Origin of the sequence: Bacillus sp. AP8 (assembly GCF_000321185.1) — a bacterium.
In the GTDB taxonomy this organism is placed as follows: Bacteria; Bacillota; Bacilli; order Bacillales; family DSM-1321; genus Bacillus_AD; species Bacillus_AD massilioanorexius.
Map to the genome: position 1 here is coordinate 1 of NZ_CAPG01000044.1, position 25,596 is coordinate 25,596.

20 protein-coding genes and 1 pseudogene are annotated in these 25,596 nt (G+C 31.9%); 1 reads left to right on the top strand and 20 read right to left on the bottom strand.

Going from position 1 to position 25,596, the window contains the following annotated elements:
- Positions 1-226: 226 nt before the first annotated feature.
- From BN349_RS12205 to BN349_RS12265, 13 genes and pseudogenes are all read right to left on the bottom strand, one after another.
- Positions 227-1,231 carry a glycosyltransferase family 2 protein gene (locus tag BN349_RS12205; RefSeq protein ID WP_019242603.1) on the bottom strand — a complete coding sequence of 335 codons (1,005 nt, stop codon included), beginning with the start codon at positions 1,229-1,231 and terminating at the stop codon, positions 227-229.
- A gap of 44 nt (positions 1,232-1,275) precedes the next feature.
- Positions 1,276-2,394 (bottom strand): EpsG family protein, encoded by a 1,119-nt coding sequence (locus tag BN349_RS12210; protein ID WP_019242604.1) that lies wholly within the window; start codon positions 2,392-2,394, stop codon positions 1,276-1,278.
- A gap of 19 nt (positions 2,395-2,413) precedes the next feature.
- A complete protein-coding gene (locus BN349_RS12215; protein ID WP_019242605.1) occupies positions 2,414-3,529 on the bottom strand; it encodes a glycosyltransferase family 1 protein in 1,116 nt (371 codons plus the stop codon).
- Positions 3,530-3,663: 134 nt separating this feature from the next.
- A complete protein-coding gene (locus tag BN349_RS12220; RefSeq protein ID WP_019242606.1) occupies positions 3,664-4,665 on the bottom strand; it encodes a glycosyltransferase family 2 protein in 1,002 nt (333 codons plus the stop codon).
- A 37-nt stretch (positions 4,666-4,702) separates the two neighbouring features.
- Positions 4,703-5,407 carry a sugar transferase gene (locus BN349_RS12225; RefSeq protein WP_019242607.1) on the bottom strand — a complete coding sequence of 235 codons (705 nt, stop codon included), beginning with the start codon at positions 5,405-5,407 and terminating at the stop codon, positions 4,703-4,705.
- A gap of 27 nt (positions 5,408-5,434) precedes the next feature.
- The gene (locus BN349_RS12230; protein ID WP_019242608.1) at positions 5,435-6,679 is read right to left on the bottom strand and encodes a DegT/DnrJ/EryC1/StrS family aminotransferase; all 1,245 of its coding nucleotides are present in this window, start codon (positions 6,677-6,679) and stop codon (positions 5,435-5,437) included.
- A 41-nt stretch (positions 6,680-6,720) separates the two neighbouring features.
- Positions 6,721-8,559, bottom strand: coding sequence for a polysaccharide biosynthesis protein (locus BN349_RS12235; protein WP_019242609.1), 1,839 nt, complete (start codon positions 8,557-8,559; stop codon positions 6,721-6,723).
- Between the two features lie 169 nt (positions 8,560-8,728).
- Positions 8,729-9,597, bottom strand: a pseudogene (gene galU, locus BN349_RS23895) (UTP--glucose-1-phosphate uridylyltransferase GalU); the annotation flags it as partial.
- A gap of 231 nt (positions 9,598-9,828) precedes the next feature.
- The gene (locus BN349_RS12245; RefSeq protein ID WP_019242612.1) at positions 9,829-10,593 is read right to left on the bottom strand and encodes a tyrosine-protein phosphatase; all 765 of its coding nucleotides are present in this window, start codon (positions 10,591-10,593) and stop codon (positions 9,829-9,831) included.
- 59 nt (positions 10,594-10,652) lie between these two features.
- A complete protein-coding gene (locus BN349_RS12250; protein WP_019242613.1) occupies positions 10,653-11,351 on the bottom strand; it encodes a CpsD/CapB family tyrosine-protein kinase in 699 nt (232 codons plus the stop codon).
- Positions 11,318-12,067 (bottom strand): YveK family protein, encoded by a 750-nt coding sequence (locus tag BN349_RS12255; protein ID WP_019242614.1) that lies wholly within the window; start codon positions 12,065-12,067, stop codon positions 11,318-11,320. Before BN349_RS12255 ends, BN349_RS12250 begins: the two co-directional genes overlap by 34 nt.
- 213 nt (positions 12,068-12,280) lie before the next feature.
- Complete coding sequence (locus BN349_RS12260) at positions 12,281-14,815, bottom strand: helix-turn-helix transcriptional regulator (RefSeq protein WP_019242615.1); 2,535 nt, start codon at positions 14,813-14,815, stop codon at positions 12,281-12,283.
- 23 nt (positions 14,816-14,838) lie between these two features.
- Positions 14,839-17,331 (bottom strand): helix-turn-helix transcriptional regulator, encoded by a 2,493-nt coding sequence (locus BN349_RS12265; RefSeq protein ID WP_019242616.1) that lies wholly within the window; start codon positions 17,329-17,331, stop codon positions 14,839-14,841.
- A gap of 259 nt (positions 17,332-17,590) precedes the next feature.
- Here BN349_RS12265 and BN349_RS12270 point away from each other — a divergent pair, with 259 nt between their 5' ends.
- A complete protein-coding gene (locus tag BN349_RS12270) occupies positions 17,591-18,406 on the top strand; it encodes a MerR family transcriptional regulator (protein WP_019242617.1) in 816 nt (271 codons plus the stop codon).
- A gap of 84 nt (positions 18,407-18,490) precedes the next feature.
- Here the strand turns inward: BN349_RS12270 and BN349_RS12275 are convergent, their stop codons facing one another.
- The 7 genes from BN349_RS12275 to BN349_RS12305 form a co-directional block, all read right to left on the bottom strand.
- Complete coding sequence (locus BN349_RS12275; RefSeq protein WP_019242618.1) at positions 18,491-19,612, bottom strand: Nif3-like dinuclear metal center hexameric protein; 1,122 nt, start codon at positions 19,610-19,612, stop codon at positions 18,491-18,493.
- A 1-nt stretch (position 19,613) separates the two neighbouring features.
- Complete coding sequence (locus BN349_RS12280) at positions 19,614-20,318, bottom strand: tRNA (adenine(22)-N(1))-methyltransferase (RefSeq protein ID WP_019242619.1); 705 nt, start codon at positions 20,316-20,318, stop codon at positions 19,614-19,616.
- Positions 20,319-20,505: 187 nt separating this feature from the next.
- Positions 20,506-20,871 carry a cytochrome c550 gene (cccA, locus tag BN349_RS12285; RefSeq protein WP_019242620.1) on the bottom strand — a complete coding sequence of 122 codons (366 nt, stop codon included), beginning with the start codon at positions 20,869-20,871 and terminating at the stop codon, positions 20,506-20,508.
- 151 nt (positions 20,872-21,022) lie between these two features.
- Positions 21,023-21,568 carry a hypothetical protein gene (locus tag BN349_RS12290; RefSeq protein WP_019242621.1) on the bottom strand — a complete coding sequence of 182 codons (546 nt, stop codon included), beginning with the start codon at positions 21,566-21,568 and terminating at the stop codon, positions 21,023-21,025.
- 258 nt (positions 21,569-21,826) lie between these two features.
- Positions 21,827-22,954: an RNA polymerase sigma factor RpoD gene (gene rpoD / locus BN349_RS12295; protein WP_019242622.1), complete on the bottom strand. Its 1,128-nt coding sequence runs from the start codon at positions 22,952-22,954 to the stop codon at positions 21,827-21,829.
- Between the two features lie 52 nt (positions 22,955-23,006).
- Complete coding sequence (gene dnaG / locus BN349_RS12300; RefSeq protein ID WP_019242623.1) at positions 23,007-24,821, bottom strand: DNA primase; 1,815 nt, start codon at positions 24,819-24,821, stop codon at positions 23,007-23,009.
- Between the two features lie 49 nt (positions 24,822-24,870).
- On the bottom strand, positions 24,871-25,329 hold the full coding sequence (locus BN349_RS12305) for a YaiI/YqxD family protein (RefSeq protein ID WP_019242624.1): 459 nt from the start codon (positions 25,327-25,329) through the stop codon (positions 24,871-24,873).
- Between the last annotated feature and the right edge of the window lie 267 nt (positions 25,330-25,596).

Here is a 25,596-nt window from a genome sequence, read left to right on the forward strand (position 1 = left end):
CAGTCACAGATTTTCTACCATGGATTCGCTTAATTACCTAGATAAAAAAGTTTAAATAAGAACCATTTTAACCTTTCTATTTAGCTAAGAATAAAGAAATGATTTCTTTTTTTAAACTAGTACTTCAACGATTTCCGTTGTAAACCGATTGATAAAGACGATCTCTTTTCTATGAATTTATTTGAAAAAATTGATTCTATCTAAAAAAATCTTCCTTCTTGAGTTTCTATATACACAAAATATTTTTCACTCTTATAGATTTCTTTATTAACCTTAAAATCATTCTGTAAAGTAAGGGACTTATATAAAACAATTTACATTTAATTCTAGTTTTATTTGTTAATTTTATATTTTTATTCCTTACTACACTTGCATATAAGCTGTTAAATTGTTTACGTAACAAAATATGTAGTTCATTATTCAAATCCTTCTTTGCATAATAATAATAAGTTATGAGCGTGTTTAAATAACTTTCAATAGCATTAAAATATAGATCCTTATAACCTTTTTCCAAAAAGAAATCCATTCTATCTTCCAACGCTTCAAAAACATCCAATCTTTTAATATTAAATTTTTTTCTCGTTATACTGCTATCTCTCTGCATATAATTATAAAGAGGCAGGCTTGTATAAACTACCGATGTCACTTTTTCTAAAAGTCGATGAATTATAAATTCATCCTCATGTATTTTCCCAACTTTAAATCGGATATTTTCAAATAAACCTTTTCGATATAGCTTATTCCACGCTACTATTGTTATTTCACCCAGCGAATTGTTCATATTCATCATCGATTCAATTTTATTACAAACAATTATTGATTCCTTCATCTTATTAATATTATTTTCATTATTAAAATTCTTGTAACCCCGATTATAGTTACAGATTGAAATATCAGCATTATATTTTTTTATATTTCTGTGTAAAATTTCATACATTTGCTCATGAATACTATCATCCGAATCTACAAAAGCAATAAAATTGCCTTTAGCAAAATCTATGCCACAATTTCTTGCCGCGGATAAACCTTGATTTTTTTGATGTATTACTCTAATTCTTTGGTCCAACTCAGCATATTCATCACAAATTTTCGAGGATTGATCTATAGAACCATCATCCACCAAAATAACTTCTATATTCCCATATGTTTGATTAAGAATCGAATCTACACATCTTTTTAAATACTTTTCAACATTATATATAGGCACTATAACAGAGATTAATTCATCCACTTTGATTACAATCCTTTTTTATAAAATATTTTCGTAGTTAATATTCACCAAAAAAATTCATATGGATAAATACGATTCCATTCTGGTCTAAAAATTTGTATGGTTGTTGCATATAAGAAAAACATTAGCAAAACCACAGTTGTTGTAAATAAAAGTAAATTTTTATCTTTTATCCTAGCCACTATATTTGGTATATAGATAATTGAAAAAACATCAAAATAAACACCTACACGATCTAAAAGATTAAATTTCAATGAAATTATTGATATAACAATGCTAGCTAACAAAAACATTGAAATCATTTCAAACTCTTTCTGATCAAAATTACAAGAATCCAATAGTTTATTAGTTTGACTATTACTCGCTAACTCATTCTTTATCAAATACTTATTTAAAATGCGACCAAAATAAAATATCGAACACACGACCATTATATTCATTATCGTAGCTAACCGTATATTGCCGTTTAAATAAATACTGTCTAAATAATAGTTATAGGAAGGAAATACCACCAATACTGTATTTAAAATTGATTCTAAAAAAATGTAACCACTAATGGCAATAATTAACGCTTTAAATACAGCTTTTATCTTAACTTTGAAGAAAGATAATGGATAAGCTACTAAAAAAACAATTGCGGTTTTATGAAATAATGATGCAACACATACAATACCTATAAACGGTAATAATTTTCTTTTTTTTATGAAGTCAAAAGCATACAATAAAATAACTAAGGCAATACTTTGCCTGATTGTATTCATCATTTGGCCCCAATAACCTAACGAAAAAAAGAGAAATACACTTAACATTGGAATCATAGAGTATTTATAAATAAATTTATAGAATCCGATTCCAATAATGATGCTACTTACAATTAAGATAATCTGTGGATTATCTGATATTAAAAATAGCATTTTATTTAACAATACATAGCCAAATTCGTATCGCATTCCCAATAAACTTAAATCATAGTATTGACATTCTGAAAATATTTTCAAATATTCTACCGTATCATTTCCAACACTAGATCCTCTTACTGCTGATAAAAAGCCTAAAAATCCTATCGTTAATATTAAGTAAATACGTTTAGCATTTTTTAAATTTAAATGACAAATAAATACTAGAGCAATTATATATATAATTAAAGCAAAATATACATTCACAAATATATTCACTCCATATTTAATAAGTTAAGTTCAAATATAAATCTTCCAATTGTCCAGTTTGAAGCTTTATATCATAACCAGCTTTATGTACATCCTTACTACAATCATAACGTTTACTTTTTTTAAAATTCATTAAAGCAAATTCTGCCCATAAATCTGCCGTTTGTTTTAAATTAATAAAAGATACTTGATCCGTTACTTTCACATCTATCGGGACTACATCAGATGCTATACAAGATAATCCCGTACTTTGTGCCTCAATTAAAACAATCCCCAAACCTTCAAACAATGAAGGCAATATAAATGTATCCATTACCTGTAGCAGTTCCTCTACATTAGTTCTTTGCCCTAAAAATAATACGTGATCAGTAATTTTCAGCTTATTAACCTTGCTTTTTATCTTTTCAATTAGTGGACCATCACCAACTAACATAAGTACACTTTTTTTATTTTTATTATAAATTTCAAAAAATATATCAACTAAAAATTCATGATTTTTTTGTTCATTAAAGCGACCAATATGCCCTACAACGAATTTATCCTCAACATTAAATTCCTTACGCTTTTCTCTTCTTACTTCTTCTTTATATCGAAATTTTTCACAATCAATTGCATTTTTAATAACCTTTACTTTTCCCGACTGAACGTATTTCTTTCCATATAGAAATTCACCTGCGGCTTTTGAACAAGCTAAATAAATATCTGTATTATATTTAAGTGGTAAACATAACATCCTATTTCGTATAGCGTTTAACTTAATATCAGAATATTTAGTGGTGTGGCTGTGTGCAATTATATGCTTAATACCGTATTTACGCGCCATTGGGGCTATAATCATATTTAGATAAACTTCATGTAAATGCAATGCTTTATAGTTAGATGCGTATCGCTTAAAAAAATTTTTTATCTCACTATAAGAATTTTTATTAAGCCTTGGTTTCCGAATATAGTATATATTACCTCCTAATTCTTTTATCTCATTTGTGTAAGTCTTGCTTCTTTCGTCATCTAACCAGTAAAGAAAATCAAATTGAATCTTTTTTTTATCAATATTTCGATAATAATTCATTATTATATTCATTACTCCATTCCCACATTCTAGCCCCGATACAACATGTAGAATTCTAATCATCGATAATAAAAGCTCCTCTTCCAATTATATAATTCAGAATGTTTTATAAATAACTCTCAAAGATGAATTAACAATGTTTTTATCAAAAATTACACTAATCATAAGAATAAATAGTTGCTATCTATTTTGGAAAGTTATTCATCAAGCTTTTTCATCCAAAAAGGTAATTTTATTATTCCAACTAGCGTTCCTAAGCCATAACTCAAATGCAATAAAAAATAGACAATAGGTAAAATATAATGAGTAAAACTACGATTGTCATTACGGACTGTTAATACAGTCATAAAAATAGCCATTAAACAATAAACAATCCACATCATCATTGCAGGTATTAAAGACCCACATATAGCAAAAAAAGTGGTCAATACAATCCCTAAAATAAAAGCTAATGGTATAAAATGAAATAAGGATAGACAGCGTGGACATACACCTACTGTCAATCCTATCCAATAACCATTAGCACTTTTTTGTTTTATCATTTTGAATAAGTTACTTCTAACATATTGATACGAAATAATATCTGAATTAAAACAAAATCTATATCCCGCTTTTCTCATACGATAATGAATTTCATTATCTTCCGTTCTTCCTAAATTTTCATTAAAGTAACCTACTTTTTCGAAAACCTCACGTTTATAAGTAGCGTGAAACATTGATTTAACATATGTTTTTCCAGAGTTTCTTCGATAAGGAGCAAAACCACTACCAAACATAGAATTTTCTGCGAGTAATAAAGTGCTGTTCCATGGTGTTTCCTGAACTAAAATACAAGGTCTTGGCCCTCCAGATATACACTCTCCTTTTTTTATACAATCTACATTTTTTTGTACAAAATCAGCAGGGATTGACGCATGAGCATCTATTCTAGTAATAAGATTACCTGTAGAAACTTTAATAGCAATATTCCATCCTGAAGCTTGGTTTCTTTTCGGATTATCTACTATAATGATATCTTTAAAATCATTATTATCCTCTTTAAAATTCTCCATTAAACCCCTAGTATGATCTGTTGACATACCATTTACAAATATGACTTCTATTAAACTATGCGGATAGGTTTGTGAACAAATATCTTTAAACAATCTTGGCAGATAGTCCTGTTCATTATATGCCACAACGCAAAAAGATACGATCATATTCTCCCTCCTCCATTTAAAAGAGCTATCACTCATTTTAATCTTGTTTAAATACCATAACAATCGTCTTAAAAATGATCTTCATCTCTCTTAATAATGAGAAGTTTAGTATACTTTTCAAATTATAGTCCATCTTATCGGGCAATATTTTTTCGATATACATCTGATCTAGATTATCATTTACCTCGAGTAGTTTTGCTTCATTCTTATACTGAATACTAGCTTCAGAAGTTACACCAGCAGGCAATAACAAAGTAGCCATCATTTCCTCAGTATACTGTTCAACGTACTTTACAACCTCTGGTCTAGTTCCTACAAAACTCATATCTCCTATTATGATATTGAATAACTGAGGAATCTCATCTAGTCTACACTTTCTTAATACCTTCCCTACTTTTGTAATTCTCTTATCGCCCTTTATTGTAATTTGTGCCCCCTTATTTTCAGTATTAAAAAACATTGTTCGAAATTTATAAATACAAAATTTCTTACCATATTGTGTAACTCTTTCCTGACAAAATATAACCGATCCCTTTGAATCTATTTTTATTAAAATAGCAATTAATACAAATAGCGGAGAAAGAATGATTAAAGCAAAAATGCTCATTAAAATATCAAATAATCGCTTGAAAAGTAAACTATATCTTTTGTTATACAAAATATCATAGTACTTCCTGACACTATCATTTTGCATATTTTCCGGTAATTGATCCCAATCTATTAAAACTTTAGAAATTATCATAGAATGCCTGCCTTTCTGATAATTTTACTAGATAATTTCTGTTAATACCTTTTTCATATGATAGATTACATACTCTACATCTCTATCCTTTAAAAATGTACCTAAAGGTAAAGTAATTTCGTTTTGATATTGCGCGAATGCGTTTGGGTAATTTACAATATCAAATCCTAATGCTTTATAAGCAGTAAACATAGGAAGTGGCTTATAATGAACATTCGTTGCAATACCAGCTTCCGCCATCTTTACAATTACTTCATTCCTTTGTCTTTCATTTATTTCAGATACTCTAATCATATAAAGATGCCCTGAAGATTGACTACTCTCTTCAAAGTGCTTTAAACTATACAGCCCTAATGGTATCAAAGCATCATCATACATCTCAATAATTTCACGTCTGCGCCTTAACATAGCATCATATCTTTCTAGCTGTGCTAATCCAAGACTCGCTTGAATATCTGTCATATTACATTTATAACCTAGCTGTAGCACATCATATTCCCATGATTCTGATCGCGATTTCGTTAAAGCATCTTTTGATTGACCATGAAGTGAATAGAGCATGTATTGATTATAAAGCCAATCATCATCCAGCCCTTCCCTTGATTTCCACACAGCAGCACCGCCTTCCACAGTGGTTAGATTTTTCACCGCATGGAATGAAAAACAAGTAAAGTCCGCTACAGTACCATTATTCTTTCCTTTATAAGATGCTCCAAAGCCATGGGCAGAATCAGCCAGTACAATAATACGATTAAATAACTTCTGGATTTCACTTGAAGGCGTAAAAAGATTTCTTTTCCTTTCTATAATTGTAAAAATCTTTTCATAATCGCACATCCTCCCCCCAATATCAACGGGCATGATCACTTTCGTTTTTTCTGTAATAGCATCAGCTAACTTATCATAATCTATTTCAAATGAATCAAGAGCTGTGTCCATCAATACAATCTTCGCTCCAACATGATGTATAACTGCGGCAGTGGCGGTATATGTATAAGCGGTTGTAATAATTTCATCTCCTTCCCTAACCCCCAATATACGCAATGTTAGTTCCATCGCAGCTGTAGCTGAATTTAGGGTAACTGCACATGGAGCGCCAATTCGTTCAGCTATTTTTTTTTCAAATAGTTTAGTTCTCGGTCCAGTTGTAATCCAACCAGACTTCAAGGTTTGTACTACTTGATCGATTTCTTTATCAGATATATCAGGAGGGGAAAATGGAATACTTCTCTTTACTAATTCTGTATCATGACATTTCTCAAATCTAATCATTTTCTATACTCTCGCTATCTTTCTAAGCCTTTAACTTTATTTTATATCTCCATTAAAGAAGGATTAAAAGGCTTATTATTTATTTCCTTATCATTAGCCAAATGTAAAATATAATCTTTCACTTCCTCCACCGACATATCACTAAAATGCTTTAAGAAGTAATCTAGTTCATCAGAATGATTCACATCAATATTCCCTATAAATACCTTAGGAAAAACTTGTTTACTGTTCGTTTCTTCCTTATTAAATAATTCCTCATATAATTTTTCCCCTGGTCGTATCCCCGTGAATTTTATACCTATTTCTTCTACAGAATGGCCCGAAAGTTCAATCATATTTTTCGCAAGATCTACAATCTTGACCGGTTCACCCATATCCAAAACAAATATTTCTCCACCTTTCGCAAGTGCACCCGCTTGAATCACTAATCGAGAAGCTTCTGGTATAGTCATGAAATAGCGAATCATCTCAGGATGTGTTACTGTAACAGGTCCACCAGCTTGGATTTGTTTTTTAAATAAAGGGATTACACTTCCTCTACTACCTAATACATTTCCAAAACGCACAGCAACAAATTTTGTTCGACTCTTCACATTCAATCGTTGTATAATCATCTCTGCCGTTCGTTTGGTTGCTCCCATTATATTTGGTGGTTTTACTGCCTTATCAGAAGAAATCATTACAAAGGTTTCAACGTGATTTTCGTCTGCTGCTTCTGCTACATTTTTAGTTCCAAACACATTATTTTTCACTGCTTCACACGGATTATATTCCATTAAAGGAACATGTTTATGTGCTGCTGCATGATATACTACATTTGGCTTATATTGCTCCATAACTTCGAAGATTCGTTTTCGATCTTGGATATCAGCAATTATCGGAATAAATTCAATAGAATCCTTATATTTTTCCCTTAATTCCATGTTAATTAAATATATGCTATTTTCTCCATGACCTAATAACAGTAGTTTTTTAGGTTGAAACGTACTGATTTGTCTACATATCTCTGACCCTATAGATCCTCCTGCTCCTGTTACTAAAACGGTCTTATTTGAAACATAATCAGATATAGATTCAATATGTAACGAAACAGGTTCTCTCCCTAATAAATCTTGTACTTCAACATCTTTAAAGTTACTAATTGAAACTTTTCCTACCATGATATCTTCAAGCATTGGTAGTGTTTGTGTTTTTATTCCCGATTTGGCACATTCTTGATGGATATGCGTTAATTGCTTTCGAGGAGCAGATGGAATAGCGATTACAATATGCTCAATCTTATATTTCTTAACAACATCTAGAATATCTTTTGAAGTTCCCACAACAGGAATACCTAAAATATATAGCTTTTGTTTATAATAATCATCATCAATAAAGGCAACAGGTTTTAAATCCGTTTCTCCATTATTGTGTAACAATTGCCTCACTACCATCGTTCCTGCTACCCCTGCTCCAATAATTAAAGTTTTTCTAAAATTCTCTTTTTCTTTCCTATTAGAATCTTTATAAATTCTCCACGTAAAACGGGAACCACCAATAAATAAAATTAGAATCATCCATAATAACAATAGTAATCTTAAATTAAGATGATGATAGAGTATGATAGAAATACAACTAGTAATAAAAACCGAGAACAGTGTAACTTTTATTATGGCTATCAATTCACTAATACTCGCATATTCCCATGCTTTAAAATAAATTTTTTGATAAAACGCACTCAAATAATATGAAATTAACAGAACTACTGATAATAGTACTACTTTTGCTGTTCCTGTATCTTCAAGATGATTATCACTTAAAATAATCGCCATAATTAAACTTATACATACAAAACAAGAATCAAATAATAATAAATACGATATTCTTTTATTAAATGACATGTTTCCTCCTCATTCCTATAAATTACTTTACACTGATTCAACATTTCAATTACGTCACTTCCTCAAAAACCTCTTCAACTTCTAAAGTACGTTTTAAGTAAGATAATAATTCTTCTCTTAATTCCTCATTATGGAGAGCCATATCAATTAAGTCGGTAAATATATGCATTTTCTCTTCAGCCATTAAGACATGCTCTAAATAAGTAATCAGCCCTTCTCTTAACTCCTCATTATGAAGAGCCATGTCAATCGTTGTTGTAATATATCCTAATTTTTCCCCAACATCATAGCGATTACCTTCAAATTCATACGCGAAGACTCGCTGTATTTCATTTAATTTTTGAATGGCGTCTGTTAATTGAATTTCTCCTCCGGCACCAATCTCTTCTTTTTCTAAAAACATGAATATTTCTGGCGTTAAAATATATCGACCTATTATCGCTAAATTGGAAGGGGCAGTTCCTTGTATTGGCTTTTCGACAAAATGGTTTACATGATACAGATGCTCCATTTGTTTACCAGGATCTATAATCCCATATCGGTGAGTCTCTTCTTCTGGAACCCTTTGTACGCCTACAACAGATGCATGTGTTTCTTCATATACATCAATCATTTGTTTTAAACAAGGTGTTTCTGATTCCACTATGTCATCTCCAAGTAATACAGCAAATGGTTCATCACCTATAAAATGTTTTGCACACAACACAGCATGTCCTAAGCCTTTCGGTTCCTTTTGCCTAATATAATAAATCTCTACTTTTGCTGGTTCTTGTACTTTCTCTAAAAGTTCATACTTTTTTTTTCCATTAGATTCATTTCTAACTCAAGCGCATTATCAAAATGATCTTCTATCGATCTTTTTCCTTTACCCGTTACAATAATAATATCTTCAATTCCCGATTTAATGGCCTCCTCTACAATATATTGAATAGTTGGTTTATCAACAATCGGTAACATTTCTTTCGGCATTGCTTTTGTAGCAGGTAAAAATCGCGTCCCTAATCCCGCTGCTGGTATAATCGCTTTTCTAACTTTCATAGCATTGTCCCCCTTAATAAATAAAACAAAAAAACAAAATAAACACTCACATAAGCGAATGATTCAGCATTAACAATCTCCTTATGTGAAAATTCATTTAATTGGGCATCTAACCCTCCCTCACACCACACCCTTGACAACAAACGTGTCTAAGGATTTCAGAAAAAATCCCACAGTATAATCGAGTACTCCATTGATAGAGGAAAGGAAGTCTCTCCAAAATATATTGATTTAAAAGAAATGAAAACCCCTTTTTTGGAGCATATAGGGTGTATCCTGACTTATTGATTTATTTTGCACTAGTCGTTCAGCATTTTGTAAAAAGAACTCTTCATAATCCATTCCTACTTTATCTTCAACTAACCTGTATGCCTCAAACATCTTAAAACAACGTGATGACACATTATGTGCATCAGAAGCGATAAAATGTGCTAGATTCGCCTTTATGATATCAAATGAAAATTTCTTAATCTTTCTACCAAAATCCCCTGTTAAACTAGCAGCTGTTACTTGCGTTAATATACCTTGTTTTACTAATTCATATAATTTCTTGGGATTCTCCAGAAAGACGTGATTTCTCTCTGGATGAACGATCACAGGTATTAAACCTTGTAGTTGTATTTCAAACATCATTTTTTCTAGAAATGCCGGAATATGAGTAGTTGGTAATTCTATTAATAAAAAATTTGTTGTATCATTGACCGCAATAATTTGGCCTCTTTTATAATCTGCCAATAAATCACTGTAGATTCTTATTTCCTGACCAGGTAACACCTCTAAAGGAATTTGTTGCATTTCAAGAAGATTATTCAATTCTGACACTTTTGATTTAATATCACTTCTAACATTCAAATATGTTCCATTCATATGATGTGGAGTAGCCACAATTGTGCGTATACCTTGATTTACAGCTTGTTTTGCCATAGCTAAACTATCTCTTTGCGTCTTAGCTCCATCGTCAGCTCCCCACAATATATGAGTATGGATATCAATCATCTCTACACCTCTCAAACTCCTACTAGTTTTCCAAGAATAAATACTCAAATAATATAATTTCAAGAAAAGTAGTAATAATGATTATCCTGATTAGAGATTTTTCTATTGTTAAGTACAATACCTAGAATTTTTGCTTTTGAAAAATTCAATAGCTCTATACCTTTTATTAATTGTTCTTTTTTGGTTTGTTCAGAGGCAACAACGATAATTGTTCCATCACAATAATGAGAAACAATCTGAGAATCTGTTACTGCCAATATGGGAGGTGTATCAAAAATCACCAAATCATATTCATGAAGAGCTTTGTTATATATAAACTGCATCGCATTTGATAACAATAACTCAGCTGGATTAGGTGGTATTGGTCCACTAGTAAGAACATATAAATTAGGTTCACTTGTTGGAACAATTACTTCATCAAATTGTTTGCGTTTCATTAATAAACTTGTTAACCCCTCTGCATTCTGTATTTGAAATGTTTGATGAACAGTCGGCTTTCTTAAATCTGCATCTATAATAAGAACTTTTTTCCCTTGTTGAGCAAATACAACTGCAAGATTTGCACATGTCGTTGACTTACCTGCTTCAGGTTCTGCAGATGTAACCATTATGGATTGAATTTCAGAATCAATAGAGGCAAACTGTATATTTGTTCGAATAGTTCTATATTGTTCAGAAATGGGAGACTTAGGACTTAAACTTGTTATTAATTTCTTGTTTCGATTTATAGAACTTTTTTTCTTTCGTTTTTTATACATTCAGAATCCCTCCCTTTCACATCATTAAATTCTGGAACATTTTGATCTATTGTCGAGATAATACCTAACACAGAAATATCTACTAATTTTTCAATATCTTGTTCTGTTTTGATTGAGTTATCTAAATATTCCAAGATAAATGCAATACCAATTCCAATCATGAATCCGACTACTAGACTTATCGCCATATTTAATAATGGTTGGGGTTTAACCTGAATGGGATGCTGATCTACTGCTGCTTTTGCTAAAATAACGACATTATCTACATTCATAATTTCTACAATATTTTCTTGAAATACTTTGGCAATTGTATTAGCTATACCAGCAGCTACTTCAGGATTCTGATCTTCAACGTTTATATTTAATACTTGTGAGTCTTCCTCACTCTCTACGGTAATTTTTTTCGTTAATTCTTCTGTTGAAAGCCGTAAGCCTAGTTCCTCTTTGACAAGATTTAGAATTCGTGGGCTTTTAATTATAACGTTATATGTATTGATTAACTGCAAATTCGTTTGCACCTCATTGTATTCATAGAGCGCTTCATTATCTTTAGCTTTGCTAATCAGTATTTGTGTAGTTCCCTTATAAACAGGTTCAATAAAGAAATAGGTAATGAGAGCACATAAAGCTAATGAAAAAATGGTAATTCCTAAAATAAGAAGTAATCTTTTCTTACATATCAATAAAATTTCTTTCAAACTAATTGATTCTTCCATGATGCCCTCCCAAAAAAAGAAAATATAATGACTACGTTCATCCTGACGATAAGTCTAATCAATGCTGTTATAGATCACAAACCGGTTATCCAAAACTCGTAAATTTCCTTTAATATAAAAAAATAACTTCTACAATTATTGTAGAAGTTATTTAATAGTTTTTATATTAGTAAAAATACTATTTCCATATAGTATTTTTACTAATTTTTTGGTTTATATTATTTTAAACTCTCTTGCTTTTTGAATAGCAGCCGTTTTATTATTGACTTCAAATTTTTTATAAATACTTTCCATAACTTTATTTACCCAAGCTAGCGAAACATATAGTTCCTTCGCTACTTCTTTTCGTTTATATCCATCTGCAACATACTTTAAAACATTTATTTCGTTTTCATTTAATAAATCCACTTCGTTTTTCATTTTTAGCATGTTGCTGTCATATCTCTCACAACATGCTAAAACACGATTGAAATAACTTGAATCTATACCCATGTGATTGTTTTCCATCTCTCGTAATATAGGCAAAATAAAAGAAGCATTCTCACCAAAGGGAAGAATAATTCCATCGGATTGCCCTAGTTTAAGAGCTTTATTCATCGCCTGCATTCCTTCTTCCATACCATAAAGCTTATATTTCGCAATTGCTACATAAATAGAACTATGAAGAAATCCTAATTGATTATTATATTCATCAAAATATTTGTATGATTGATCACATAATAATTCAAGTTGGATGAAATTCTCATCTAATAATATAGACTTAGCATAAATAATCCACTGGAACGATAAACCATGCCTTAATACGTATTTTGATGATATATTATTCATTTTTATCCAGTTCGGGATTTGATCAACTAAACCAAGACAAGCATACATATAACCAAGACATAAATCTAAATTCGTGTTTAATGTAACATTTTTATTATCCTGAAGAGTATTCATTAACTCTTGCAAAAGTTTTTCAACCTTTTCAAACTCACCTTGAAAAAGGAGCAGTCTAAAATATGAAAAGCGAGCATGAATAAAAAGATTTGGTCGATTATTTAAATGAAGCTTAGAGATAGCCATTTGATAATATTTTTCAGCGGCTTCACAATCGCCTGTTTCAAGAGAATATTCTGCATGCATGACATCCATAAAACCCGACCTATGAATACTATCATTCATTGGTAACCCTTTTTGATAGGTAGTGAATACATGCAAAATGTTCTTTAATTGACTTCTTTCATTATAAAAGGTGTATAGCAAATGAGGAGAATTCATAGTTAAAAATGTACTTAAATGAAAGGTATGTTCTTCTTTAATTAATCTATTAGCTTTATGTTGATAGTAGATCATTTTTTCAACATCATTAAACGCAACAAATGACATAGCTATGTAAAGGTCTGCAAGAATACGATTCTTTTCTGACCTATTCATTTTTTGGATATATTTTTTCACTTCTATAGTTTCAACGTTCACTGCATCATTTTCATAGGTAGAAAGCAATTTTTGTAACCTGCTGTATCCTTCATCCTTCTTTTCTTTACAATCACTTTCTAACAAAATGTATATTAAATATTTCGCTAAAGCCTTCGGATATTTATATAGTAAGTCATTCTCGATAAATAAGTCAGGATACTCTTCGCAAAATTCTATATATTTCAAAACATCTATTCTGCTACTAACATCAAATTGATTTAGTACTTCTAGTATAGTTTCTATTTCGCCAGCTTTGTATAGATAAATCAAACACATCTTCCTATATTTTTCATCTTGTAATCCCCATGTTCCAGCACGCTTATATAATTTTTTTAAATCGATATCTTCTAGTAATTGCTTATATCTCAAAAAATCCAAAAGAACGTTATGAATTTTAAACATCTGCTCTTCATCATAGACAATAAAGGCATTTTCGTTATATAGGGAGATAATTTTATTTGGCGCACTATCATCCTCAAGAACAAAAGTAGCTTGTTCAATTGTAAAGCGATCCAATACGGCTATTTTCAAAAGAAACTGTTTCATTTCCTCATCATAAGACTGATAAAGGTTTTCTTCAATAAGCTGATAAAGCGAAGCCCTTTTATGAAGTGGGGTGTTTTGCTTCAAACCAAATTGTGAAAGATAAATTAAAGAAATCCATCCTCCAGTATATTCTAGAGTTCTTTTAATATGATCTTCAGACTTTAAAGAATCTATTAATAAATAATATTGCAAAATTTCTTCATACGTAAATTTAAGACATTTCTTTTTGATAACCAAACATAGTTTTTTAGATATTAGTTCCGCAATATCTATATTAGGCATATTTCTAGTCAAAATGACAACATGCAAATTAGGAATTCTTTCTTGAATAAGCAGTACTATATACTGAAATACATTCATATCTTTCAATTGATGAAAATCATCGACTACAACAATTGTAGGCTTATCAAATGGATAGCTTCGAAAAATATCCATTACTTTACTTATTTGAAGAGAACCATTTGAAATATCCACTTTTTTGAGTTCATTTCCTAATTGAGGATCATACTTAGAAAAACAAGCTACCGTCCTAGTCCATAAATATGATTTAGAACAATCCCTTCTAGTAATTGAACACCATATAAAATCCGCGTTCGCATATTCAGAAAAATGCTTCATAGCAGTTGTTTTCCCATACCCTATAGGTGCTTGAATAATTGTTAATGGATACGAAAACATTTTCTTAAATTCTACATTTATTCGATTTCTTATAAGAGTTTTACGTTTTTGAAGAAAATTCATGATGTCGCTTCCACCCCTATAGTTTAAATAATCTTCAATTCCTTCGCTTTTTTTATAGCAGAAGTTTTATTACCTACTTCCAATTTCTTGTATACATGCTCTAAGGTTTTATTAACTGTCGCTATTGATATATCAATCTTTTTAGCAACCTCTTGTCTTTTTAAACCATCCGCTATTAATGTTAAGACTTCCTTTTCTCTCGATGTTAGTGAAACTGTTGGTACCTTAAATTTATCAAGGTTTTCTAGATAATGATTACAACTATAGATAACTCTTTGTAAATAATGGTGATCTACACTACTAATTTCGCAAGAAATCTCTTTAATCATTTCTAGAATATATGGGGCGTTTTCTGCAAATGGCACAATGATATCATCTGCTTGGCCAATAATAAGTGCTTTCAATAATGAGTCCTTTGCTTCCTGTCTCCCATATAATTTCTGATTAGCAACTGCTTCATAAATAAAATTATGAAGCAACCCTAATTGATGATTATATCTCGCAAAATGATTTTGAGCGCTTCTGCAGAATTGTTCTAGTTGTTTGTAATCTTCAGTTAACAGTATAGCTTTGCCTTGAACAATATAGCGAAATGTCATAACTTGCCTTTTACTTGTATAAGGATGCATATCTCCAATTTTTATCCAACGAGGAATCTTATTATAAACGCCTAAACACCCAAATATATAGCCAACACATATATCAAGCATCGTTTTTAATGAGAATTTATTCTTTTCTTCAACATACATCTCTAAATTTCGAATAAGCTCTTTGACTTCAGAAAAGCTACCTTCTAGGAGCAATAGTCTTGCTATCGTAAAATTAGCATTAACATATAGATAATCCTTTTGATCAATTGCCGCTTGATATTTTGCTTTAAATGCGTTTATTTTAGCATCGTTTAAATTTCCTAATTCGAGTGCATATTCAGCAAGAATAAGATAATTCGATGCTATGCTGCAACCTGTAAATACAGCATTCTCTTTATGATAATTCTCGGCAATAACATTTGTAATCTCATTCAACTTTCCGGATTCTCGAAAAAAAGTAAATAATATAAAAGGATACCCAAACATATTATCTATACTAGATGATTGTTCATCTAGTAATTCAATTGCATTTTCCATATAATTATACATTCTATAAACATCATGATTATAGGAATTAAAAATTCGAGAAATTTGAATTTCAGCCAAAATCCTTTTTTTATTTTTATATAGAGAGCCTTCATTTGTATTTTCATAAAATGTTTGCAGTACATCTAGTCTTTGTAAACCATTTTCAACTCTCTCATCTAGCCCACTTAATAATTGTATACGTATAAACTTTAGATAAGCTAAAGGATAATTGAACCATAATGCTTGCGGAAGATTGTCAAAAGCCTTAAAAATAATTTCTTGATTAATGTTCATTAATGTAACTTCATTACGATGATCTATTTCATATAAGACACCTGTTATATCATCCGCTCTATAAAAATAGATAAGAGCCATTTCAAGTTCGCCTTGTTTAATATGCCATTTCCCAGCCTTCTTATTTAACGACTTAAATTCAATAGGATTTTCCTTTTGCTTGTTTCTTAAATAATCTAAAAGAACATGATGAATGTTATACGTTTGATGATTATTATCATACTGAATAAAAGGATTTTCATTGAATAACTTTAATAACATTTCATACGTATGATCCTCTTCCAATACATCTATCACTTGTTCTTTCGTAAATTCATCAAAAACAGCTAATTTTAATAGGAACTGCTTAGTATCCTCATCATACGAATCGTAAAAATTCTTTTCAATAAGATCATCAATAGTAGCTGTTATCCCTATAGATAAACCTTTTTTTAATCCTGACACTTCAAGATTAATTAACAATATCCACCCCAATGTATAGTTGTATAGTTCATCGATTATTGATTGTGATTCTTGAAAACCGGCTAAGGTCAAATAAGATTTGATTTCTTCTTTATTAAAGGCTAATATTTGATAATCAATCATAAAACAAAGCCTCTTCATAACTAAATTATAAATATTTACATCACTTATATCTCTAGTCAGTAAAACAATATGTAAATGTTCAATATCCTCATTGGCTAATGTTTCAATCAAATGGAAAATTTCGGGATTATTTATAATATGAAAGTTATCTATAACAATAATGTTTTTTTCAAGAGATTTATGTTCGATAATTAAATCTAGAACCTTTAGTAGTTGGGCTTCATTTTCTGGAAAACCAATTTGTTGTAGTTTATCACCTAGACTTATATTAACTTGTTTTACACATTGAACAAAACGTCTCCAAAATACCCGAGATGATGAATCAATAACGGATGAATTAAACCAAATATAAGACATAGGTCGATATTGTAGGAATTGTTTTAAGGCGGAGGTTTTTCCATAACCCATAGGCGCATGTAAAATAGTTAATGGATAATCACATATATTTTCCATTATTTGATTAACTCTTTGTCGCTCAAGAATCTTTTTTGAATTCACACTATTTTCACAAGTAAGCATCTCAACTACCTCCTTCTTAATTATTGGCAACTCTGATCTAAAATAAGTATTTATTCCTATTTATCAGTTAACGAATAACTATATCCCACGATTCAAAACATTAAACATGTAATAGCTTCCAATTCAATAAACCATTTGTACCATTTTTCTAAAAAGCAAACTGATGTCCCCATCATAATTCTTACTAAGAATATTTTATTTTTCTCTTTACATTCACGTTACGTCAATGTGTATAGTAAAACTATCAGGAGGTGATCATGTGGAATATACAGTGCAAAAACTTGGGAAAATGGCTGGAGTAAGTAGTCGAACACTTAGATATTACGATGAGATTGGAATTCTTAAGCCGGCAAGAATTAACTCATCTGGATATCGAATTTATGGTCAGTATGAAGTCGATTGCTTACAACAAATTCTCTTTTATCGAGAGCTTGGCGTGAACTTAGACACGATTAAACAAATTATAACGTCACCCGATTTTGACGGAGCTTTAGCACTTAAACAGCACAGAGAAAAACTCCTTGATAAACGCAAGCAGTTAAATAAACTGATTGAAAATGTTGAAAAAACAATTGCTTTAACAGAAGGGAGAATGACTATGTCTAATCACGAGAAATTCGAAGGCTTCAAGAAGCGTATGATAGATGAAAATGAAAAAAAATACGGAAAAGAAATCCGAAAAAAATATGGGGAAGATACCATAAATCAATCCAATAAAAAAGTAATGGGTATGACAGAAAAACAACATGAAGAGGTTTCTCAGCTTGCAAATGATATTACAGAAGCGTTAAAAGAAGCGATGCAAACTGGCGACCCTTCATGTGATTTAGCACAGAAAGCTGTAGAATTACATCGCAAGTGGCTTTGCTATTATTGGGATTCTTATTCGAAGGAAGCCCATGCTGGATTAGCTCAAATGTATGTAGATGATGAACGCTTTACTGCTTATTATGATAAAGACCAACCAGGTACCGCAGCTTTTTTACGAGATGCCATTCATATTTATACAGACAATAAAAAACTAATAAAATCCCGTAATAGTTTTATCTATTACGGGATTTTATTTCTCTTATAAGTTTGAGATACTAATACTTTTCAAATAACCATATCTTATTAAACAGCCACAATAACTACAAAGATTAGATTTTAACAAATCTTTTTACAAAAATGTAAAAGGATCTGTATTAATTTCCGAAACAATCACATCAACTTGCCAATTTTTTTCTTCGCTAAAATCGCTCAGCATGTTAGCGACACCAGCTTTCATAACCTTCTCAACGTTATGTCCAGGATCGACAATATTCAATCCCAGCATCATAGCATCATGTGCTGTATGATAATACATATCTCCAGTCACATACACATCGGCGCCTTGAAATTTAGCTTGATTAATATATTTATTGCCATCACCACCAAGTACCGCAACCTTTTTCACAGTATCTTGTAAATTTCCAACTACTCGCACACCTTTAACATCAAAAGACTCTTTTACATACTGAGCAAATTCTTCTAATGTCATTGCCTTTGGTAGCTCGCCAATTTTCCCCAATCCTAATGCTTCTCCAGCATTTTCAAGTGGATATATATCGTAAGCAACTTCTTCATAAGGGTGCGCTTTAATCATAGCGGTAATGACTTTTCTCTCAATTTCTATAGGGTACACCGTTTCGATTCTTACTTCTTGAACACTCTCTATTGTCCCTACCGTGCCTATATGCGGGTTCGTTCCTTCTCCAGGTTGAAATGTCCCTGTACCAGAAGAAGTAAACGTACAATGACTATAATTCCCTATAAAGCCTGCTCCAGCGTTCCCTAATGCTTCTCGAACGCTTTGCTCTGCTTCTAATGGAACAAAGACAGCTAGCTTTCGTAGACTCATCTCATAGGTTGGCACTAAAACCTTCGTATTCTCTAATTTTAACGCTTCTGCAAGGAGATCATTTACGCCACCTTTCGTAATATCTAAATTCGTATGGGCAGCGTACACTGTTATATCATGCTTTATAAGCTTCTCTACAATACGACCATTAGCTTGCGATGTATCTATTTTTTTCAGCGGTCTAAAGATAATTGGGTGATGTGCAATAATTAAATCAACATTTTTAGCAATCGCTTCATCTACAACGTCCTCTAACACATCTAGAGCAACCATAACAGTTGAAACTGGTTTATTCAGCGTTCCTATTTGTAATCCGATCTTATCTCCCTCCATCGCTAATTTCTTAGGAGAAAATTGTTCAAATGCTCCAATTACTTCAAAGCCATTTGGTATCTTTGTCACTTTAAAGGACCTCCTCTACGAATGCTAAATATTGCTTTAATTGCTGCTGTTTTTCTTGAGATGATTCTGTTTTTCCACTTAGCTGCAATTGTTCGAGAATCTTTTTCCAATGCTTGCTTTCTGCTTGCCATTTTTTTCGAAAAACTTCATTACACTCTTTTTCTAAAAATGGTCCAAGTAAAAGTTGTCTGTCTTTCTTTTCACTATATGGTGCTTCTGGATCCCCTTTTTCAGCTACTAGAATTTCATAAATTTTACCATCTTCTTCAATAATGACTTCATTCACTAATTGCCAAGAATGTTTTAATAACCACTTTCGAATGTTAATTGCTTGAATATTTGGTTGTAAAACGAGTCTTTGTACTCCTTCAAGCTTATCGGTCCCACGATCTAATATATTAGAAATGAGTGTACCACCCATACCTGCGATTGTAATACATGTTGCCTCATTTGGAGATAAAACATCTAATCCATCTCCTTTTCGAACTGAGATCTTTTGTTCAAATCCTTCTTCTAATACCTGATTATGTGCCGATGACCACGGACCATCTGCTACCTCTCCTGCAATCGCTTTTTGTACAATTCCAGCATGGACTGCATAGCAAGGTAGATAAGCATGGTCAGAACCAATATCAGCTAATATACTATCCTTTGGAATAAAAGAGGCTACTGTATGTAATCTTTTTGATAAATTTTCGCTATTCATGTAAGTCACCTATTTCTTTTTCTTTACTGTTACAGTATAAAGAACTATTTATCCTTTATGCAACCGTATAGACGTTATAATACGATTATTTATTCTTTAAGACTATTCCCCTTTGTATGACACACTACTTTTTTTCCATACTTGTACAAAAAAAAACGACTGATTAAAACAGTCGCTTCCATACCCATTATAGTTTAGATAACCATTCAGCCATTTCATCCAGCTTATCTTCTGGTACAAGTTTCCCTGGCATACCACCTGGAGTACCGTCTTTAATAATCGTCTTAATTTCGTCTACGGATTTCTTTCCGCCTACACCTTTAAGTGCTGGTCCTACTACCCCTTGATAAGAATCGCCATGACATGACAAACAGTTTGCCTTGTAAATCTCTTCTGGAGATCCGGCCGCTTGTTCCGTTTTCTTTTCCCCTCCATCTTTCTTGCCCTCAGCAATCTCTTTAGCATCGCCAAGACCTTTAAAGGAAAGACCGAACATTATGATAATTCCGAACACCATAATCACAACAAAAGGAATAATTGGATTACGATTCATTCTTTCTACCTCCCCTATGTACATTTCTATCTGTATACAATAAATCCAAACAACTCTTATTTTACTTGAAAATCTTTACAAGGAAAAGACCTAACCGACAAGTTATGGAATATTTTCGGAAATTAGACATATATGTAAAACTTTTCAAGTTTTATTGAAATAAACCAAAATACTTCAAGAAAAAATATAATATGACAATGGAGCCAAAAACCCCAGCAGTTGTAAAATAAGGTAGATTCATTTTTTTGCCAATAAATGTCCAGATCAGACAGTTTATGAAAAGTAGCATATAAAGGATTACCACTTGTCCAGAAGCAAATATTTCCCAGACACTAACAGTCATCATCAAAGTTACTAGCGATATCGCAATGAGAGGAAATGATATGATTCGTTGTTTTTTATTTTCATAAAAAGTAATCCCAATTAAAGTTCCTAGTAAAATTATGTAAAGAGCTATTTGCAAAAACGTTTTAATTTCTGTAAAATAATTTACAATAAAAGCACTTACAATTATGATGGAAATGAAAACATATGGAATAGTTATTTTGCGCATTTTCTTTTTCGGAGTGGATAATTGCTCATCTTCCCCTTCCGAATATAAAGCCAATAAATAATTACAATATTGTTCAGGTAAAATTCTTGTTTTTTTCCAATAACGAATCTCGTTTAACAAAATTTTTTTTCGAGTCTCATTCATGTGGCAAATCACATCCTTATTCCTTCTCCCTTGATATATCGGGTATTTACCCTATTTTTCAATATAGGAAAGTGATTGGTTAAAAATTCTTTAAATGTTCTTGTAGAACGCACAATTTTGACCTTTTTTATCTAAAAAATACAGCGCTTACATGGTGGAAAACATTTTGCTACAAAAAAACTCATAAGCAAACATACTATCGTAACACGAGGTAGAAACACCTTGTCAACAATATGCATACTTATGAGTTACTGGTTTCTATTCTAAGAAATCTTTTAGACGTTTGCTTCTACTTGGATGTCTAAGCTTTCTCAATGCTTTAGCTTCGATTTGGCGAATACGTTCACGAGTTACACCAAATACTTTACCCACTTCTTCAAGAGTGCGTGTTCTGCCATCATCCAATCCAAAACGAAGACGTAATACATTTTCTTCTCGATCAGTTAATGTGTCTAAAACGTCTTCTAATTGCTCTTTTAAAAGCTCATATGCTGCATGTTCAGATGGTGAGGTTGCGTCTTGATCCTCAATAAAATCACCAAGATGTGAATCATCTTCTTCACCAATTGGTGTTTCTAATGAAACTGGTTCTTGTGCAATCTTTAATATTTCTCTAACTTTTTCAGGTGTTAGATCCATATCTTCTGCAATTTCTTCAGGAGATGGTTCACGCCCTAAATCTTGAAGTAATTGACGCTGAACTCGAATTAATTTATTAATCGTTTCAACCATATGAACCGGAATACGGATTGTACGCGCTTGGTCAGCAATGGCACGTGTGATGGCTTGTCGAATCCACCAAGTTGCGTACGTACTAAATTTAAAGCCTTTACGATAGTCAAACTTTTCAACTGCCTTGATTAATCCCATATTTCCTTCTTGGATTAAGTCAAGAAACAGCATACCACGTCCAACGTATCGTTTTGCAATACTTACAACTAGTCGAAGGTTCGCTTCCGCTAAACGACGCTTAGCTTCCTCATCTCCTTCTTCAATTCTTTCTGCAAGAGCAATCTCTTCTTCACCAGAAAGAAGATTAACTCGACCAATTTCTTTTAAATACATTCGCACAGGATCGTTAATTTTAACTCCAGGAGGAACGCTTAGATCATTTAAGTCAAATTCTTCTTCTTTTGCTAAATCTTTAATGTTTGGATCACCATCATTGTCTTCATCTTCAGAAAGAACTTCGACTCCCTGATCACCAAGGAAATCAAAATATTCGTCTATTGCATCAGAATCAAGTTCAAAGCTAGCTAATTTCTCACTTACATCTTCATATGTGAGAACACCACGCTTTTTACCTAATTCAAGCAATTGTTCTTTTACTTGTTCTAGTGTTAATTCATTTTCTACATCTTTGGAACGAGCTGATTTATCAGCCATATGTTCCCCTCCTTCCAAACTTTCGACACATCATGTGGATCATTCATATATGTTAATTGGTCTTTAATCGAAGTATTTCTGAAGCAATTTTGGCTGCTTGCAAATAATCGCCTAAACGTTCTGCTTCCATTCTTTCAGCTTCTTTTTCTTTTATCTTTAACATTTTTTGTTGTTTCAACACAGCACTTACATAATCTTTTAATTCATCTTCTGATGGATCAGGAGATACAGACATCATTTGTATTTGAGAAACGATTTGCCTTAAGCTTTTATCAGGAATAAATGAAAGGAAAAGACTGATATCTGGGTCCTCTCTCTCTTCATAATACCCATACAAGTAGGTGATAATAGCTTGATGTTCATCAATATTTAATAAGGTATCCCCTAATAATGATCTAATTTTAAAGGCTGTTTCTTTATCTTGCAGCATATGAGCGATTAGCCTTAGCTCTGCATTGATATAAGCTGGTTTTAGCTTCTGCTCATATTGCAAAACGATCCCGCTGGATGGTTCACGAAAATTATTTTGCGGCAAATTTCCTCTTTTTTTCTCAGCAAAGAAAACTTGTTTTTGTTGAGCCATAAGAGTGTCAAGTGATAAAGAAAACTCTGAAGAAATTTGGCGCAAATAATGCTCTCTTTCAACTGCGTTTGGAAGTTTAGCGATTTCTTTAAGAACTTCTTCAATATAAGAAATTCTGTCACCCTCATTATTCATATTGCGACCTTTTTTTAAGAATCTCATCTTAAAGGCCAAATAAGTATAACTATTTCCAATTACATCTTGGCTAAAGCTTTTAGTTCCGTACTTCTTTATATATTCATCTGGATCTAACCCATCAGGCATTAAAGCGACCTTCACAGAAAGCCCTGCTTGTAAAATCATATCTGCAGCACGATTCGCTGCCTCTAAGCCTGGGTTGTCTGAATCATAACAAATGAGAATTTGTGAACAATTGCGCTTTAGAATTTGTAGATGATCATCAGTTAAAGATGTACCCATCGTTGCTATGCCATTTTCAACACCAGCAGCATTTGCTGATATAGTATCTGCAAACCCTTCAAAAAGTACAGCCTGTTCTTTTTTTCGAATGGAAGCTCTTGCTTGATGAAAATTGAACAAAACTTTACTTTTGTTAAAAATGGGCGTTTCAGGACTATTTAAGTATTTTGGTTCATCATTTCCTAATGCTCTTCCAGAGAAGGCTACTACCTCTCCATGATGATTCTTAATAGGGAACATAATTCTATTTCGAAAACGATCAAACTTTTTCTGATCATCCTCTCTTTTCACTATTATTCCTGCTTGATATAAAACATCATCGTCAAATCCACGCTTGCTGAGGAATGTATGAACAAAATCCCAAGAATTTAAAGCGTATCCAATTGAAAACTTTTCAATTGATTCCTTCGTAAACCCTCTGTCAAGCAAATATTGTAGAGCCTCTTCTCCCTCTTTTGTGTTAAGAAGTAAATGATGATAAAATTTCGTTAACAGCTCGTGGGCTTCGATCATTTTCTTTTCAGCACTAGGCGGTTGACTTTGACCATTATTGTCACTCAACTCAATTTGCAATGGAACATTTCCACGTTCCGCTAATTCCTTTGCTGCTTCTAAAAATGAGTATCCTTCGATATCCATTAAAAAAGTAAAAACATTTCCTCCTGCTCCACAGCCGAAACAATGAAAAATTTGTTTATCTGGCGATACGGAAAACGAGGGAGTGTTCTCACCATGAAAAGGACAAAGGCCGAAATAATTTCTACCTTGCTTTTTTAGCTGGACATATTCGTTGATTACATCAACAATGTCAACAGCATTCCTAATTGTATTTAGTTGTTCTTCAGATAATCTACTGTTAGACATGGACTACACCTTTTTCTGTAGGTGATAATCTATTATTCGATAGAACTTTTCAAATTCCTGCAAAGTTCGACAAAATTTTTAGTAATGTTTTGCGGAAGTTATCACGCTCGTGGGCAGTAAATGCTTTTGGTCCTTTCGAATAGACACCTTTTCTTCTCTTTTTAGCCGCTTCATGTCTCATAAATAAAAGGGAGTCAATATTGCTCTCATTATAGAATATTCCCCTTGGAGATATTACACAAACCCCTTTTCCTATTAAGGCAGCCGCTAAACCAATGTCGCTAGTTACCGCAATATCCCCTTTTTTAGAATGATTCATCATATATATGTCAGCTGCTTCTTTATCCCAATCAACATATACCCATTTTGCATCTGAGTATGAATTTGTTTTATTTTTTATGGATGCAACGAAGATAACCTCTATATGATATTTTTTTGCACAACTTATACATTCTTCTTTTACGGGGCATGCATCTGCATCTACTATAAGTGTAGGTTTGTCAGACATCTCTTCTTAATTTCTCCATTTTTCCTCATATTCCTTCTTAATTTCTTACAAGTTTAAAAAAGTGAATAAGCTTGTCGAATTTTTTTTTGAGAATTTCTTGACTTTCTTATGCTAATTAGTTTATTCCTTCAATAGCAACTCTAAACCTATAGATTTTTCTTTTTATCACAATTTTTCATTATAGTATATTACAATGTAAAAATCTATAGATATTACTTACCCGAAATTAAAATAATTCCTATGGACAAACACATGAAAAAAGCACAA

What these genes read in the sequence shown, in the direction of transcription:
- BN349_RS12250 (WP_019242613.1), bottom strand. Translation starts at nt 11,351, where the DNA reads ATGTATAAAAAACGAAAGAAAAAAAGTTCTATAAATCGAAACAAGAAA.
- dnaG (WP_019242623.1), bottom strand. Translation starts at nt 24,821, where the DNA reads ATGTCTAACAGTAGATTATCTGAAGAACAACTAAATACAATTAGGAAT.
- BN349_RS12260 (WP_019242615.1), bottom strand. Translation starts at nt 14,815, where the DNA reads ATGAATTTTCTTCAAAAACGTAAAACTCTTATAAGAAATCGAATAAAT.
- BN349_RS12280 (WP_019242619.1), bottom strand. Translation starts at nt 20,318, where the DNA reads ATGAATAGCGAAAATTTATCAAAAAGATTACATACAGTAGCCTCTTTT.
- BN349_RS12215 (WP_019242605.1), bottom strand. Translation starts at nt 3,529, where the DNA reads ATGATTAGAATTCTACATGTTGTATCGGGGCTAGAATGTGGGAATGGA.
- BN349_RS12290 (WP_019242621.1), bottom strand. Translation starts at nt 21,568, where the DNA reads ATGAATGAGACTCGAAAAAAAATTTTGTTAAACGAGATTCGTTATTGG.
- BN349_RS12245 (WP_019242612.1), bottom strand. Translation starts at nt 10,593, where the DNA reads ATGATTGATATCCATACTCATATATTGTGGGGAGCTGACGATGGAGCT.
- cccA (WP_019242620.1), bottom strand. Translation starts at nt 20,871, where the DNA reads ATGAATCGTAATCCAATTATTCCTTTTGTTGTGATTATGGTGTTCGGA.
- rpoD (WP_019242622.1), bottom strand. Translation starts at nt 22,954, where the DNA reads ATGGCTGATAAATCAGCTCGTTCCAAAGATGTAGAAAATGAATTAACA.
- BN349_RS12305 (WP_019242624.1), bottom strand. Translation starts at nt 25,329, where the DNA reads ATGTCTGACAAACCTACACTTATAGTAGATGCAGATGCATGCCCCGTA.
- BN349_RS12255 (WP_019242614.1), bottom strand. Translation starts at nt 12,067, where the DNA reads ATGGAAGAATCAATTAGTTTGAAAGAAATTTTATTGATATGTAAGAAA.
- BN349_RS12265 (WP_019242616.1), bottom strand. Translation starts at nt 17,331, where the DNA reads ATGCTTACTTGTGAAAATAGTGTGAATTCAAAAAAGATTCTTGAGCGA.
- BN349_RS12220 (WP_019242606.1), bottom strand. Translation starts at nt 4,665, where the DNA reads ATGATCGTATCTTTTTGCGTTGTGGCATATAATGAACAGGACTATCTG.
- BN349_RS12235 (WP_019242609.1), bottom strand. Translation starts at nt 8,559, where the DNA reads ATGTCATTTAATAAAAGAATATCGTATTTATTATTATTTGATTCTTGT.
- BN349_RS12230 (WP_019242608.1), bottom strand. Translation starts at nt 6,679, where the DNA reads ATGATTAGATTTGAGAAATGTCATGATACAGAATTAGTAAAGAGAAGT.
- BN349_RS12225 (WP_019242607.1), bottom strand. Translation starts at nt 5,407, where the DNA reads ATGATAATTTCTAAAGTTTTAATAGATTGGGATCAATTACCGGAAAAT.